We start from the raw sequence: 13,861 nt of genomic DNA on the forward strand, positions 1-13,861 counted from the left end.
GGGCAGGCTCTCTGCCTCCCGTTCTTCCAGCAGCAGCCCCACGAAGGCCCGCAGGGGCCAGTCGGGGTTGCGCTTCATGAACCACGTCAAGTCGCTCTTGCCGGCCCAGTCCCGGTACCAGGCCAGGTCGTATCCCAGCTTGGGCAGCCAGCGAACCATGTGCTTGCGGGTGCAGGGCACCCACCACTGAGGCAGGCGCACGCCGTACTGCCGGGCCAGTTCCGCCCAGTGAGGAGCGTCCAGGAAGTCCCGGCGTAGGTTGGCCTTGGCCCATTCCCGTTGCGCTTTCCTGGCCTCCCGACTCTTGGCCGCAGCGGCTTTCACATCCCACTTTGAACGACGATTCTGAGGGGTTTTCGTGCGGTTCTGGGTAGGGGCAGTGTCTTTCATCACGTGGCCTCCCTAACGTGCCAAAGCCTTGGTGATAGCCGCTGCAGCAGCGCCATCGTCGGCACCGATGACGTGGGCGTACACGCTCATGGTGATGCTGGGGTTGGCGTGCCCCAGCCGCTGGCTCACCAGGGGCACGGGGAGGCCCTGAGACAGCAGCAGGCTGGCGCTGGTGTGTCTCAGATCGTGTACGGCCAGCGTGGGCACTCCCAGGCGACGGCACTCCCGCTTGAGGGCGTTCAGGGGTGTCGATCGGTGTAGGGGTGCGCCCGCTCTGGTGGTGAACACGAAGTCAGTGCCTTCCCAGGCAGGCCCCGCTCTCAGTCTCCATTCGGCCTGTTGTGCCCGCTGGCGGCGGAGCGCCCGTAGCCCCTCGGAGCCCACGGCCAGCGTCCGCACTGAGGCTTCGCTCTTGGGTGCCGTCACGATGTACTGCCCATCCAGCCGGTGCAGGGTCTGGCCCACGGTGATGGTGCCGGCCTCAAGGTCCACCTCATCCCAGGTCAAGGCCCGGAGCTCGCCCGAACGGCAGCCAGTGACGATGGCCAGCGACCAGAAGGGATGCAGCCAGTGGCCCTCAGTCCCAGCCACGAAGGTGCGCAGCTGGTCGGCGGTCCACAGGCTGCGCCGCTCCGTCCGGTAGGCCGGGCGCAGCACCCGGTCGGCGGGGTTGGCGCCGATCCACTTCCATCGGACGGCTACCTCCAGGGCCCGGTGCAGCACCCGATGCGCCTTGTCCGCCACGGACGGGCTGAGGCCGGCATAGAGCCTCTGCAGGTGGCTCGGTTCCAGCCGGCTCAGGCGCACATTGCCCAGAGCGGGCAGTACGTAGGTCTTGAGCACCAGTTGATGATGGGCCTTGGTGGAGGGCTTGAGGTCGGCGGCCGCCAGCCACTCGGTCGCCAGGTCGGCCACCGTCCGCCGTCCGGCCTCGGGGAGCCCGGTGCCCGCACTCGCTTGCCGCCTAAGCTCCGCCAGCTTCGCCCTCGCCTCCGCCTTCGTCTTCCCGTAGACAGTGCGACGGTTCCGCCCTATCATGAGGGAGGCTTGCCACCGTCCATCCTGTCGCTGAAACACAGTGCCTTCGCCGGGGCCACGGTTCGCCATCGGTGCCTCCTTCGCCCCGGCGTTGCTGTAACGTTGCTGTCAGAACGGATGTTCTGGCGGTGACCTACTAGGGGTAGTATGCCAGATGCCTCGCACCTACTACACGTTGTGGGCGAGTAGCTCAGTTGGTCAGAGCGCTTCCCTTACAAGGAAGAGGCCACAGGTTCGAGTCCTGTCTCGCCCACTGCTGGCACCGGATGGGGCCCGTCGGCGCACTGCCTAGTGAACCGCGGGCCTTCTTCTGCTCAGTGGCCATCGCAAACGCTACGTGACCGCTCGGGAGGGTTCGATGGCGACCAGGGCGACAGACGGACCGCTGTCGATCGCCTTCGACGCCTGGAGGGTCGGCAAGGCATCTCCCGGATCGTGGGCGCCGCGGCGCCAGGCACGGCTGACGCAGCTCATTCGTCACGCCCGCCAGTCCTCGCCCTTCTACAGCAAGCTGTACCGCTCCTCCCCCGAGCCGTGCATTGACTTGAGATACCTGCCGGTGGTCACCAAACCCGACCTGATGGCCGCGTTCGACGAGTCTGTCACCGATCGCGCCGTCACCAGGACTGGGGTGGAGGCCTTCGTCTCGGACGCAGAACGGGTCGGGGAGCCCTTTCTGGGGCGCTACCTGGTGTGCACTTCCTCGGGCACCACTGGAGTGCCGGGGATCTTCCTCCACGACCCTCACGCTGTGGCCGTGTATCAAGCCCTGGTGATGACACGAAGCTACGTGCGGTGGTTCACACTCTCTCAGACTTGGGCGCTGGCCCGCCGCGGGGTGCGTGGGGCCATGGTTCTGGCCGCCGGTGGCCACTTCGCTGGCATCGGCTGGCTTGAGCGGGCCCGAAGGCTCTATCCCCGACTGGCAGGCATGTTCCGGTCCTTCTCCGCTCTGCAGCCGATTGACGAGTTGGTCAGCCAGCTAACCGACTTTCAGCCCACCTTGCTGTTGGGTTACCCCAGCGCCTTGGCGGTGCTGGCCGACGAGCGTGCTGCGGGAAGGCTGGCGATCGAGCCGATGCTGGTAGCCAGCGTTGGGGAGTCCTTCACCGAGGCCATGCGTCAGCGGATCGAGGAAGGCTTCCAGTCGCGTCTGCGCGACAGCTACGGGGCCTCGGAGTTCCTCTACATGGCCTTCGGGTGCGACCAGGGGTGGCTACACCTGCACGCTGACTGGGTGGTGCTGGAACCGGTCGACAAGCAATACGGACCGGTGCCGCCGGGAGAACCGTCTCACACAGTTCTGCTGACCAACCTGGCCAATCGCGTCCAGCCCATCATCCGGTACGACCTCGGGGACAGCGTGACTGTCAAGCCAGAGCCGTGTCCCTGCGGCTACCCCTTGCCGGCCATCAAGGTGCAGGGTAGACAGGCCGACGTCCTTTCATTCCGGGGGGCCGGAGGTCGCTCCGTGCCGGTGCTGCCCCTGGCCCTTGCTACCGTCATCGAGGAGACAGTGGGAGTGCAGCGGTTCCAGGCTATCCAGACTGGTCCGGCGGAGCTCCGGCTGAGGCTGCTGCCGGAAGCGGACAGAGATGCAGAGCAGGTCTGGGAGGCCGTCCAGGGCCGGCTCCGGGCGTGGCTGGGCAGTCAGGGGCTGGAGAACGTGCGTCTCGTCAGGGCAGGAGAGCCACCACAGCAGGACCCAGTGAGCGGCAAGCTGCGCCAGGTATGGGCGGATCTGTAGGCCGCTCCCGCGGGTCGCGGGTGCACGGGGCGACCCGATGCGCTTCGCTGGGGTGACCGCACCGAAGCGGGCACCCAATATCCGAGACCGGCCGCGGTCGCCTCGGCCCTCCATGCCGCCCGTGCCGATAGGGGATGGGGAGCGGGTCGGGGAGACAGCGGCGCAGGTACTCGCGGTCATGGGGCACCGGCGTTCACCGTGCTCCAAGCGATCCGGCCCATCGCTCCCGGTGCTCAGGGTGGGGGAGAGGCTTCGGGACCCTGGCTGCAGTCACGGTGAACTACGGGTTGCGACAACTTGTGCCTACCTCACAGACGGCCCAGGCCCGGGACAGGTCATGAACCCAGGTGCCCGCGCAGATCGCTGGACGGACAGCCTCGCCTACACTACCTCGGGCGATGGGCCCGGCTCGACCAACAGCCCGCCTGGCACTGGCATGGGCTTTCGCCCAGCGGGGCAGAGCTCCGCTAAGCTGGCCGCCTATCGCTGCCGGGCAGGTGCCGCTCAGTGACCCCCCTGAGACCCGGCACTTCTCCCGGACTCTTCCTCGCCGAGGACGTGACGCACCCCCGCGGGAGTGATCCTGATGACGGGGGGCATGCGCCCCAGCTCCCGGAGCAGGATCAGGCCCATCTTGTGGAGCCGGCGGTAGACAGCCATATTCGAGGGAGCAGCTACCAAGTAGTGCCCCGTTCTAGTACCGCGCAGGGCGGCGCCGCCACCCTCTTCGAAGATCACCTGGTAGCTATCCCCCTCGCCAGCCCGCTCATACATGGCGAGGGACCATAGCAGGGCGAACTCCTCCGGAAGCACCTCCTGCCGGTAAGCCACGACTTCCCCCAAGCCGGTTGACGGCTAGTACTTTAGTACTATGTGCTGTCGTCCTTCTGACATTATTATGCACCCATTGTATATGAAACCTGGGCCTCATTCGTTTGATTCTGGTTAGAAGCCGAAGCGTGGTCCCGCGCCCGGCAGTGAGGGTGACTCAGGCTTAGGAGAGGCTGTACAGCCAGGGAGCGACTGGGTACACGAAGCGGCCTGGCTGGGTCGGCTTGGCCCGGCCGATGGGAGTTGACTCCGGCGGAGTGTGCCGGACTCTTTGGGAGGAGCAGTGGCCTAGGGAGAAGGGCGGTCGGCTGCTTGCTCGTCGCCGGGCGGAGGGCCGCTGCCGTCTTCGAAGCGGAGGAGCTCCGGCACCAGGAAGCCTGTCAGTCCACAAGCTAGGCACACTGTGGCACCGGCAACGTAGATGGGCCTCACTCCGACGGCATCGGCGAGAGGGCCCGAGATCATGAGCCCTAGCGGGGTGGCCGCATGGGCCAGGCTGAGAGCGAAGGTCATCACCCGACCTTGAATGGCGGGATCCACGGTGGCCTGCAGGATAGCGACTATGGGCCCGTTGATCAGCGGGTTGACGAAGGCGAATCCGGCCATGCCTACGACCGCCAGCCAGAACCGCTGACTGGGCGCCAGCCCCACCGTGAGCAGAAACATCCCGGCGACAAGTAGGCCCAGCAGAACGGTCAACATCCTCCTCCTGAAGCCGCCCCAGGCAGCGAGCAGCAAGCCGCCGCCGACCATGCCCAGGCTAAAGGCGGACTCCAGAGTGGCCAGGTGACCGGGGCCGCCAGCGAAGTGGTCAGTGACTAGGAGGGGCAGCAGCCACATGGCCGGGTTGATGACCGCGTTCAGTAGGGCAGCGGTGGCCATGAGAAGGCCCAGCGCCCGCCATTCCAGCACGTAGCGCATGCCGGCCCTGAGATCGGACAGCAGCGTAGGCCTCAAGGCGACCGGGGCTGCTAGGTCTTCGCGTAACGGTTGGGGAACGGTCACGCAGGCCAGCAGGGCAACGGCGATGGCAGCGGTGGCCACGTCCAGAACCATGATGCTGGCTATGGAAGTGATGGAGAGGAGGAGGGCTCCTAGGGGCGGCGAGAGGACGGCCATGGATGCTTGCACTGTCTGATTCAGCCCGGCCACGCGCGAGAGGTGCCGGCCGGGCACCATCAGCGTGGTGGAGGCCTGCATGGCGGCGAAGTGGAAGGCCCCGCCCAGGCCTCGCGCCGCCATGATGACGAAGACGTGCCAAGACTGGGCCTGGCTCGACCAGAACAAGTAGGCGAGCCAAGCCGACACCAGGGCGACGGCGGCGTCGGCCGCCATCATCACCGCGCGCCGGTCCAGGCGATCCACTAGCGCCCCCGCCACCGGCCCCAAGAGCACTTGGGGGAGAGTGGTGGCCAGGGCGGAGGCGACCAGAACGGTGGCGGAACCGGTGGTCGTGGTCAGCCACCACACCAGGGCGAACCCAGCCACCGAGCTCCCCACGATGGAGACAGCCTGGCTGGCCCACACGGTGAAGAACCGGGGCCACCAGTTGGGGGCCACTTCAGTCGTCGCCATGCCGCCTCCGGCCCTCGCCGCGCCGGCCCGGCCGCTACAGCTTCATCATATACTCGACGCTGGAGAGCACGGGCACGAAACCGACCTTCTCGTACGCGCGGCGGGCAGCGGCGTGAGCCTCGTCCAGCCCGGTCACCACGGTGGCGAAGCGCATGCCCTCGCGGCGGAAGACGTCTAACACCGCCCGGTACTGGGCGCTGCCGATCCCGCGGCCGCAGAACTCCGGGTCCACCGCGTTGTTGCCAATGGTGCCGATCCTCCGCTCGCGATCGAGGGTGAAGGTGATGAACCCAACCACTCGCCCGCCTACCTCGCTCACTAGAGTCCATCCAGGGTGGTCGCGGGCGAAGGACCGCACCTGTTCCCGCTTGTTCTCGACGCTCGACCGACGTGCCACCTCGCCCAGGGCCTGCTCCTGGAGATATGCGAAATGCGCGTAGATGGGCGTCCAGGCAGCGGCGGCGATGTCCTCGATGGCCTGGGCGTCCGCGGGCCGGAATGGGCGGATGACAAGGTCAGAGCGCTGGATGGCTGCGCTCATATGGTGAGCGTCACCTTGGTGAGCGCTCGCGGGCTGTCGGGATCGAACCCCTTGGTGAGCGCCAGATGGTGGGCCAGCCACTGCCCGGGCACGATATTGACTATGGGGCTGAGCCACTCGGGCACGGAGGGGACCCTCAGCGCCACCCGACCCAGGGCTAGGGCCTCGTCCGCGTCGGAGATCACCACCACCTCGGCCTGCCGGTCCTTTACCGTCTTGATAGAGGACAGGAGGTTGTGATACAGAGCACCGGTTGATGCTACCGCTATCACGGGGAAACCCTCGTCTACGGTGGCCAGAGGGCCGTGCATGAAGTCGGCGGTGCTGTAGGCCTGAACGTGGCTGTAGGTGAGCTCTTTGATCTTGAGGGCGATCTCCGCCGCCGTGGCCAGGTTGTACCCTCGACTCAGGACCAGGGCTGACTCCATGTACCGATAGCGCTCCGCGGACGCTCGTACCTGGTCCTCAAGGTCGAGGGCCTGGGCGACGGCGTCGGGTATCCGCTCGATGTCCGCCTGGCGCGCCTTGTCGCCGGACAGGGCGGTCGAAAGCAGGGCCACACAGGCCAGCTGGGAGGTGTAGGTCTTCGTGGCCGCTACTGCCTTCTCTTCGCCGGCCAGGCAGGGCAGCACAAACTGGCAGGCGCGTGCCAAGGGCGAGTCCTCGTCGTTGGTGACGGCCAGGGTCAGGGCTCCCTGGGAACGCGCGTCCTCCAGCACGGTGACAATGTCGGTGCTGGCTCCGGACTGGGAGATGCCCACCACCAGAGCTCCGTCGAGTCGAGGGGGGGACTGGTAGAAAGTGTACAGCGACGGGGCGGCCAGCGCCACAGGAAGGCGGTTGGCGGAGCCCCACAGGTACTTGGCGTAGGTGGCGGCGTGGTCCGAGGTGCCGCGGGCGGCGATGAGGGCGAACCTGATGCCGCTTGAGGCGATGGCGGCGGCACACTCCCGAGCGCGCTGCCAGTTCTGCGTTACCACCCGGCGCAGCACCTCGGGCTGTTGCATGATCTCGCGTCGAGTCTGGGTCAACCTAACCCTCCATCCTTAGTCTTCCGGCCGTCAGGAGCTCCTCGTCAAGCTTGGCGGCTAGGCCCTGAGCCAGTTGTGCTGCTACTTCCAGGGTCGAAGGCTCCAGCCGGTCCGGGGTGTCCGTGATCCAGTGCCGGTTGGGCACGGCTCCCCTGCGGTCGAGGGCATGCACGGTGACGGCGGGCATGCCGGAGCGCAGGGCCAGGTAGGCGGCGCTGTTGGAGTCCTGATAGGGGCGGGCCCGCACGGGCAGCCCGAGCTCGGCCACGACATCTCCCGCCAGACCCAGCACCTTCCTGGGGACGGGGACCGACCGCACCATCCCTTCCATCAGGCTGATGGTGACCGTTCCGCTGCCCACGCCAGCCAGGTTGACGAGCAGTGTGCTCGCCTGTCGCAGGCGGAAGGAGGCCAGGAACGCTCGCTGCCCGGCCATGCCAGTCTCGTGACCGGCGGTGGCCACGATCCAGGTCTCTGTCTGTTCTAGGCGAGGCAGCGTCTCTGCCAACTCGATGAGCACGGCCAGCCCCGAGGCACCGTCGTTGGCTCCGGGGGACCGGGGTAGGTTCAGCACCCCGTGAACCAGCACCCCCAGGTGGAAGATAAGGTAGAGCCCGGCCGCAAACGCCACCCAGACGAACCCCGAGAGAGGGCTAAAGACGGCGACCACGGCCAGCACCAAGATGATCACACCGGCATTGAAGGCGAAGAGAAGAGCCTGGCGCTGGATGAGGGCCGCCCGGGGCGCGCTGAAGAGCGTAGGCTGGGCCGTGTCCAGGTGGGCCACGAACACTATGGCCCGCAGGGGAGAGCCATTGGCCGCCCGCCTGCCGATCACGTTGTGCGAACGGGCGCGAGGCAGCCACCGCGATAGAGCCGGGATGGCTGCAGCCTCAGTGGCGAGGATGCTCACCCCAGCGAGGGCGGCGGCGGCCGCCAAGGGGGCGGAGTAGGTCAGGATGATGGAGGCTGACACCAACAGGCCGTAGGCGATGATCTGGGGCAGGTGAGGCTGAGTGGCGACCTCGACCGGCTGCAGGTCTGCCTGAACCCCGGCCGAGTCCAGACGGTCTCGCACGTACTCTGCTGTCTGCCTCTCCGCTGGCGACCCCGCCGGACGGGCGCCGAAACGCTCCACGATCTCACGGGCGGTCGACAGAAGCCGGTTCTGCCTCGCCGGGTCTATCTGGGCTCGCGCCAACAACCCTCTCCCAACCAATACACCACCGCCGCCCGATAGTCGTCGCTGGCCATCACCTCGTCCAGGGCGTCGGCCACGGCCTCGGCCACAGCGGTATCGCCTGCTCGTGCCACTACGCTGTACGGCACCTCGGAGATCAGCGGCCCGAAGGCGATCCCGTCATGGGGAAGGCCGAAGCTGCAAGCGGAGACGCGGGTGACGATGCCTGCCTCGGCCCCTTCGGTCAGCTGCAGCACCACATCCTGCTCCGACAACACCTCGGTGACCCGAGCCCTGGGCCAGTTCTGCCGGGCTAGGCGGGCGGCCTCGCTCCCCGCCTCGGCCAGCACCTCGCCCTCGAATGCGTCCGGGTCCGCGGCCCAGGAGTCCACTCGGTACAGCCACTGGAGGCCGTCGGTGAAGTAGGGAGCACTGTACCGAACGTCGCCCGTGCGCAGGGGGTCGTACGGAAGGGCGGAAAGGAGCAGGTCAACCTCCCCGCACGATAGGGCTTCGTACAGGCCGTCGAAGGCGATGTTGGCGATGTCCAGGTTCAGGTCCATCTCCCGCGCCAGCAGCCGCGCCAGGTCCACATCCAGTCCCTCCAGCTCGCCGACGGCATTGACGACCTCGAAAGGGGGGAAGGAGGCATCCATCCCTACGCGCAGAGTCCCCCTCTGCCTCACTAGATCCAGCGAGTGATCCCGGCTACGGTCGGAGACGGCCATCCCCAACACGAGCACGAGCAAGATCGGGATCAGTACGAGGGCCCATCGGCGCATGGACGGATTATAGCCGGAGGCGACGGCCTTGGCTATCGGCACTGGTGGGCGTATAGACGCACGGCATCGTACACCGGCCGGGGCTGGAAGCCGGGGGTCACGAAGGCGAAGTAGTCCTGGTAGGAATGCTGGAGCCAGGGGAAGCGGAAGGCCCACGTGGCGACCATGGGGCACCAGGACCAGCGATGACGGGCGAACTCATAGGCCCGCACAGTGTAGTCCAGGCGGAGAGCCGGACTCACTGCTCTCGTCCATCTGGGATGGTCGTTCCACCCCGCTTCGGTGACGTACGCCGGCATCCCCGTGTAGCCCAGTCGGCCCAGGGCTGCGCGCAGGAGCTCGGCGCGGCGGAAGTTGACCCGGCCCGGCTCCGGATCGTCTTCCGGTGGGGAGGCCCAGCCGTAGGCATGCACCGCCAGCGCATCCATGCTCTGGCAGGCGCCGACGGCGCAGGCCCTCTCCAGGAAAGTGAGGTCATCCATGGCCTGGGGGTCGTCCAGCGGCGCCGGGACGGGCGCCAAGGCGCCGCCGAGGACCACCGTCTCGGGCGCCTCGGCCTTGATGGCTCCGTAGCAAAGGTGCAGTAGCTCAGCATAGCCCGCGGGATCGGGAGGCCGGAAACCCCACTCTAGGGCCAGGTTAGGCTCGTTCCAGACGATAACGTGAGCCACCTCCTCCCGGTAGCGCTGAGCGAACCGGGAGCAGAAACGGGCGAAGTCGTCATAGTGGTCGGGATCGAGGTAAGAGGAAGCGGAACCGGTCGGGCGGGCCCACTGGGGGACGTACCCCAGGCGGGCCACCAGCTTGAGCCCCTGGCGGGCGGCGTGCTTCACCGTGAGGTCGGCGTGAGCCCAGGAGAACCGCCCCGGCTGTGGCTCTACGTAGGCCCAGGGGAAGTACTCCACTACCCAGTGGGCCCCCATCTCGCGCACCATCTCCAGGGTGCGCTTGATCTTCCACTCCTCCACCTCGTCGGTGAGCCGAGTGTGGACGCCCAGAATGGGGTTGCAGCCGCGAACCGCCTGCTGCGGACCCAGGGACACCAATGGCTCTGGGTGCACTCCGGCAGCCAGCCCCACGATGGCGGTGGCCAGGCCCCGTAGCACCTGCCGCCGGGAGGGGGAGAAGATGGGGACTCGCGAGGCCGCCGGTGCCAGCCAGAGGCGAGGCGACGCGAGGTCGCTCAAGACAGGGATGGCAGCCCGGCCAGGAAGTCCCGCGCTTCCCTCAGCCTGGCGAAGCGGGAGTCTCCGGTGGCGAAGAACGAGACACCCTCAGGTGCTGCGGTGAGAGCGGCGGCGGTGGCGGCGGCCACCTCGGGATCGTCCAGCCACAGGATGGGGACCAGCTCGGCCCGGCCACTGAGGCGGGCTCTAGCGCGTCCCGCCTCGATACTCACCGCATCGAGAGTCAGGCCTTGGTCTAGAGGAGCACCGGGTCGGCTGGCAGCCTCTAGGCCCAGGAATCGCAAAACCGCCTGATCCCGGTCCGCCGGCGGCGCGGCCGCCAACAGCGTGCCTAATCCAGTGACCTCGGATGCGAGACAGGCAGGCCCTTGGCCCAGTCGGTATATCATGGGCGCTAGGACATCGAGGCTGGTCCCCAGCCGGGCGTAGTCCTGTCCCACCAGGGGAGCGAGTGAAGGGGTGAAGACGTAGGCTCCCAAACGCATCTCCGGGGCGGTCGCCCGGAGCACGGCCCGCACCTCGGTCACTGCCTCGCTGATGACATCGGCGCGGAACTGCAGCCACTGCCCAACCTCCTCGCTCGCATCCAGGAACGCCAGGAGGTCGACGGGGGCTCGTAAGCCGGGAAGGGACCGGCGCAGGGCGTCTGCGGTCAGGCTGGCGAGACGATCGCGGAGCCGCCGCAATCCCTCGGCCAGCCGATCCAGCGACAGACCCTTGTCGGAGGCTAGGGCGGCACACCAGCGACAGGTGCAGGTGAGGAAGGTCTCTGCTCCCTCGAAGGGCGAAGCGAAGCGAATGCCGTCCAGGAGGAGCCCGGCAGCCCCCCAGCCGGCCATGTCCCGGACCCGGTCCAGCAGGCGCTGGCGGAGGACGGGGTGACTGGGGCAACCGGACGAGAACCAGGTACGTTGCCTGCCCTCGAGGGATTGGCAGAGAAGGTGGGCCTCGTTCTCGGCGACGGTGAAGGCCCCCAGGCACAGCCAGGGCTCCAGCCCCTGGTCCCTGACGGCCGCTACCTCATCAGGAGAGCCCGCCGAGACTAGGTGCTGCACGCCCAGTTGGGCAGCAGCACTACGCGAAAGGGCGCTGTCCTGGTGAAGCTGACCGTGCAGCCACAGCGCGGGGCTGCCAGCGCTCATGGTCAACGGACGATCTCCTCCGCACCGGCCCAGACGGGGCTGACGGCGCTGAGATAGGCGTCAATGTCGGCGGCGGCTCGTTTCCCGGCGCCCATAGCTGAAATGACGGTAGCCGACCCGGTGGTCACGTCTCCCCCCGCCCAGACGCGTTCCCGGGTGGTGCGTCCGGTGGTGGGGTCGGCCTCCACCGTGCCGCGACGGGAGCGCTCAAGGCCGGCTGCCTCAGAGAAGACGAGCGGGTTGGGGCGGGTACCCAGAGCCATGATCACCATGTCCACTTCCATGTCAAACTCGGTGCCTTCCAGCGGGTAGCAGACCCGCCGGCCGTCGGGCCCCGGCTCGCCCAGCTGCATGCGCACGTTTCGCATGCCGGTGACCTTCTGCTTCTCATCGCCGTGGATCATGATCGGGGTGGCCAGGAAGTCGAACGCTATGCCCTCGGCGCGGGCATGATGGACCTCCTCAGCCCGGGCGGGCATCTCCTGGGCGGATCGGCGATACACGATGCGGACGTCGTCGGCCCCGAGGCGGAGAGCAGTCCTGGCGGCGTCCAGAGCCACGTTGCCAGCACCGATCACGGCCACCCGTCTGCCCACGTAGACGGGTGTGTCGTACTCGGGGAAGAGGTAGGCCTTCATGAGATTGACGCGGGTGAGGAACTCGTTGGCCGAGAAGACGCCGTTTAGATTCTCCCCCGGAATGCCCATCCACATGGGCAACCCGGCGCCGGTACCGAGGAAGACGGCATCATGTTCCCGGAGGAGTTCGTCTATGGTGTAGAGCCGGCCCACTACCGAGTTGAGGCGTATCTCCACCCCCAGGCTCTGCACGAATTGGACCTCGGCATCCACTACGTCCTTGGGAAGCCGGAACTCGGGGATGCCGTACATGAGCACTCCGCCCGGCCGGTGAAGGCTTTCGTATATCACCACCGAATGACCGGCGCGAGCTAGATCGGCTGCTGCTGTCAATCCAGCGGGCCCGGACCCGACGACTGCTACGCTCCTACCCGTAGGAGGGGCGATTTCCACCGACTGGACCCCGTACTGGCGCTCCCAATCGGCGACGAACCGTTCCAGCCTGCCCACGGCAATGGGTTGCCCCCTCCGCGCCAGAACGCAGGTCATTTCGCACTGCGTCTCTTGAGGGCAGACCCGGCCGCAGATGGCAGGCAGATTGTTGCGGCTCTTCAGGATCCGACTCGCCTCCGGCATGTCACCCCTGCAAAGGGCGTGAATGAACTCGGGGATGGGCACCTCGACCGGGCAGCCTTCGATGCAGCCAGGCCTTCGACACTGGAGGCACCTCTCGGCTTCCAGTTGGGCCATCTCGGCCGTATAGCCTAGGGCGACCTCCTCGAAGTTGTGGCGGCGCACGATGGGGTCCTGCTCCGGCATCTCCTGTCGGGGCAAATCACGCGGCTTCATGAGCGCCCTCCTTGCGGCTGCCGCAGGCGCACTGCTGTTCTCGGAACCGTTCCAGGGCAAGTCGCTCGCTGTCCAGGTAGAGCCGTTGCTTCTCGAGCAGCAGATCCCAGTTGACCAGGTGCCCGTCGAACTCAGGCCCATCCACGCAGGCGAAACGCGTCTCGCCCCCGATCTCGACCCGGCAGGCGCCGCACATCCCCGTTCCATCCACCATTATGCTATTCAAGCTGACGATGACGGGTGTCTCGTAACGCTTGCAGGTCAAGGCGCTGAACTTCATCATGATGGCTGGGCCGACGGCCCAGACGCGGGCGACGCGCTCGCGTTCGAGCAGCTCGGCTAGGGGCTCAGTGACCAAGGCCTTGCGCTTGTAGGAACCGTCGTCGGTGCACACCAGAGGCTCGTCGCTAAGGGCGGCCATCTTCTCCTCCCAGAAGATCAGGTCCTTGCTGCGGCAGCCCATGATGGTGTGCACCTTGTTGCCGGCTGAGCGTAGCGCACGGGCGATGGGGTAGACGGCGGCGATGCCGACTCCTCCTCCCACGCAGGCCACGGTGCCGTAATGCTGAATCTCGCTCGGCCGTCCCAGAGGGCCGGTCAGGGCGTAGAGCGAGTCGCCCGGCTCAAAGGTCGCCAACAGGGCGGTGGTCTTGCCCACCTGCTGGAAGACGAGGTCAACGGTGCCCTTCTCCCGGTCCCAGTCGCCCAGGGTGAGAGGGATGCGCTCGCCGGACTCAATGGCGATGAGGATGACGAACTGCCCTGCTTGGGCCTTGCGCGCGACTTCGGGCGCAGAGACGCGGAGTAGGGTGGTCACCGGAGCGAGCTGCTCCTTACCCACGATCTCATACACGACTAGCCTCCTGCAGCGCGACCCTCAGTATCCCCTCGACTATGGGGGCTACGCGATGACTGGCGGTGCATCTGCCCCGCAGTAGATACAGCCGGCGGACGGGGCCGACAGCGATCGCTTTACCCCTCGGGCTCGGC

The 13,861-nt window shown here is 67.1% G+C and carries 13 protein-coding genes and 1 tRNA gene; 2 read left to right on the forward strand and 12 right to left on the reverse strand.

Going from position 1 to position 13,861, the window contains the following annotated elements:
• A partial coding sequence (locus HPY83_09310; GenBank protein NPV08145.1) for a hypothetical protein occupies nucleotides 1–390 on the reverse strand: 390 nt, incomplete at its 3' end.
• 12 nt (nucleotides 391–402) lie between these two features.
• On the reverse strand, nucleotides 403–1,497 hold the full coding sequence (locus HPY83_09315) for a site-specific integrase (protein NPV08146.1): 1,095 nt from the start codon (nucleotides 1,495–1,497) through the stop codon (nucleotides 403–405).
• A gap of 110 nt (nucleotides 1,498–1,607) precedes the next feature.
• Between HPY83_09315 and HPY83_09320 the strand changes: the two genes are divergently transcribed.
• A tRNA-Val gene (locus HPY83_09320) sits at nucleotides 1,608–1,681 on the forward strand.
• Nucleotides 1,682–1,786: 105 nt separating this feature from the next.
• On the forward strand, nucleotides 1,787–3,175 hold the full coding sequence (locus tag HPY83_09325; GenBank protein NPV08147.1) for a phenylacetate--CoA ligase family protein: 1,389 nt from the start codon (nucleotides 1,787–1,789) through the stop codon (nucleotides 3,173–3,175).
• Nucleotides 3,176–3,679: 504 nt separating this feature from the next.
• Here the strand turns inward: HPY83_09325 and HPY83_09330 are convergent.
• The 10 genes from HPY83_09330 to HPY83_09375 all read right to left on the reverse strand — a co-directional run bounded on the left by HPY83_09330 (nucleotide 3,680) and on the right by HPY83_09375 (nucleotide 13,724).
• A complete protein-coding gene (locus HPY83_09330) occupies nucleotides 3,680–4,006 on the reverse strand; it encodes a hypothetical protein (GenBank protein ID NPV08148.1) in 327 nt (108 codons plus the stop codon).
• A gap of 288 nt (nucleotides 4,007–4,294) precedes the next feature.
• Nucleotides 4,295–5,581, reverse strand: coding sequence for an MFS transporter (locus tag HPY83_09335; GenBank protein NPV08149.1), 1,287 nt, complete (start codon nucleotides 5,579–5,581; stop codon nucleotides 4,295–4,297).
• A gap of 34 nt (nucleotides 5,582–5,615) precedes the next feature.
• On the reverse strand, nucleotides 5,616–6,122 hold the full coding sequence (locus tag HPY83_09340) for a GNAT family N-acetyltransferase (protein ID NPV08150.1): 507 nt from the start codon (nucleotides 6,120–6,122) through the stop codon (nucleotides 5,616–5,618).
• Nucleotides 6,119–7,129: an SIS domain-containing protein gene (locus tag HPY83_09345; GenBank protein ID NPV08151.1), complete on the reverse strand. Its 1,011-nt coding sequence runs from the start codon at nucleotides 7,127–7,129 to the stop codon at nucleotides 6,119–6,121. Before HPY83_09345 ends, HPY83_09340 begins: the two co-directional genes overlap by 4 nt.
• A gap of 25 nt (nucleotides 7,130–7,154) precedes the next feature.
• The gene (locus HPY83_09350; protein NPV08152.1) at nucleotides 7,155–8,354 is read right to left on the reverse strand and encodes a M28 family peptidase; all 1,200 of its coding nucleotides are present in this window, start codon (nucleotides 8,352–8,354) and stop codon (nucleotides 7,155–7,157) included.
• Complete coding sequence (locus HPY83_09355) at nucleotides 8,336–9,157, reverse strand: amino acid ABC transporter substrate-binding protein (GenBank protein NPV08153.1); 822 nt, start codon at nucleotides 9,155–9,157, stop codon at nucleotides 8,336–8,338. The genes HPY83_09350 and HPY83_09355 overlap by 19 nt, the downstream gene beginning before the upstream one ends.
• Nucleotides 9,148–10,302 carry a hypothetical protein gene (locus HPY83_09360; GenBank protein NPV08154.1) on the reverse strand — a complete coding sequence of 385 codons (1,155 nt, stop codon included), beginning with the start codon at nucleotides 10,300–10,302 and terminating at the stop codon, nucleotides 9,148–9,150. The genes HPY83_09355 and HPY83_09360 overlap by 10 nt, the downstream gene beginning before the upstream one ends.
• Nucleotides 10,299–11,450 (reverse strand): hypothetical protein, encoded by a 1,152-nt coding sequence (locus HPY83_09365; GenBank protein NPV08155.1) that lies wholly within the window; start codon nucleotides 11,448–11,450, stop codon nucleotides 10,299–10,301. Before HPY83_09365 ends, HPY83_09360 begins: the two co-directional genes overlap by 4 nt.
• Nucleotides 11,447–12,871, reverse strand: a complete 1,425-nt coding sequence (gene gltA, locus HPY83_09370) for an NADPH-dependent glutamate synthase (protein ID NPV08156.1) — start codon at nucleotides 12,869–12,871, stop codon at nucleotides 11,447–11,449. The genes HPY83_09365 and gltA overlap by 4 nt, the downstream gene beginning before the upstream one ends.
• Nucleotides 12,858–13,724: a sulfide/dihydroorotate dehydrogenase-like FAD/NAD-binding protein gene (locus tag HPY83_09375; protein NPV08157.1), complete on the reverse strand. Its 867-nt coding sequence runs from the start codon at nucleotides 13,722–13,724 to the stop codon at nucleotides 12,858–12,860. The genes gltA and HPY83_09375 overlap by 14 nt, the downstream gene beginning before the upstream one ends.
• Nucleotides 13,725–13,861: the final 137 nt, after the last annotated feature.

This window comes from Anaerolineae bacterium, from assembly GCA_013178015.1.
In the GTDB taxonomy this organism is placed as follows: Bacteria; Chloroflexota; Anaerolineae; order DRVO01; family DRVO01; genus Ch71.

Coding starts and splice junctions, on each gene's coding strand:
- HPY83_09315 (NPV08146.1), bottom strand. CDS start 1,497: ATGGCGAACCGTGGCCCCGGCGAAGGCACTGTGTTTCAGCGACAGGAT.
- HPY83_09325 (NPV08147.1), top strand. CDS start 1,787: ATGGCGACCAGGGCGACAGACGGACCGCTGTCGATCGCCTTCGACGCC.
- HPY83_09335 (NPV08149.1), bottom strand. CDS start 5,581: ATGGCGACGACTGAAGTGGCCCCCAACTGGTGGCCCCGGTTCTTCACC.
- HPY83_09340 (NPV08150.1), bottom strand. CDS start 6,122: ATGAGCGCAGCCATCCAGCGCTCTGACCTTGTCATCCGCCCATTCCGG.
- HPY83_09345 (NPV08151.1), bottom strand. CDS start 7,129: ATGCAACAGCCCGAGGTGCTGCGCCGGGTGGTAACGCAGAACTGGCAG.
- gltA (NPV08156.1), bottom strand. CDS start 12,871: ATGAAGCCGCGTGATTTGCCCCGACAGGAGATGCCGGAGCAGGACCCC.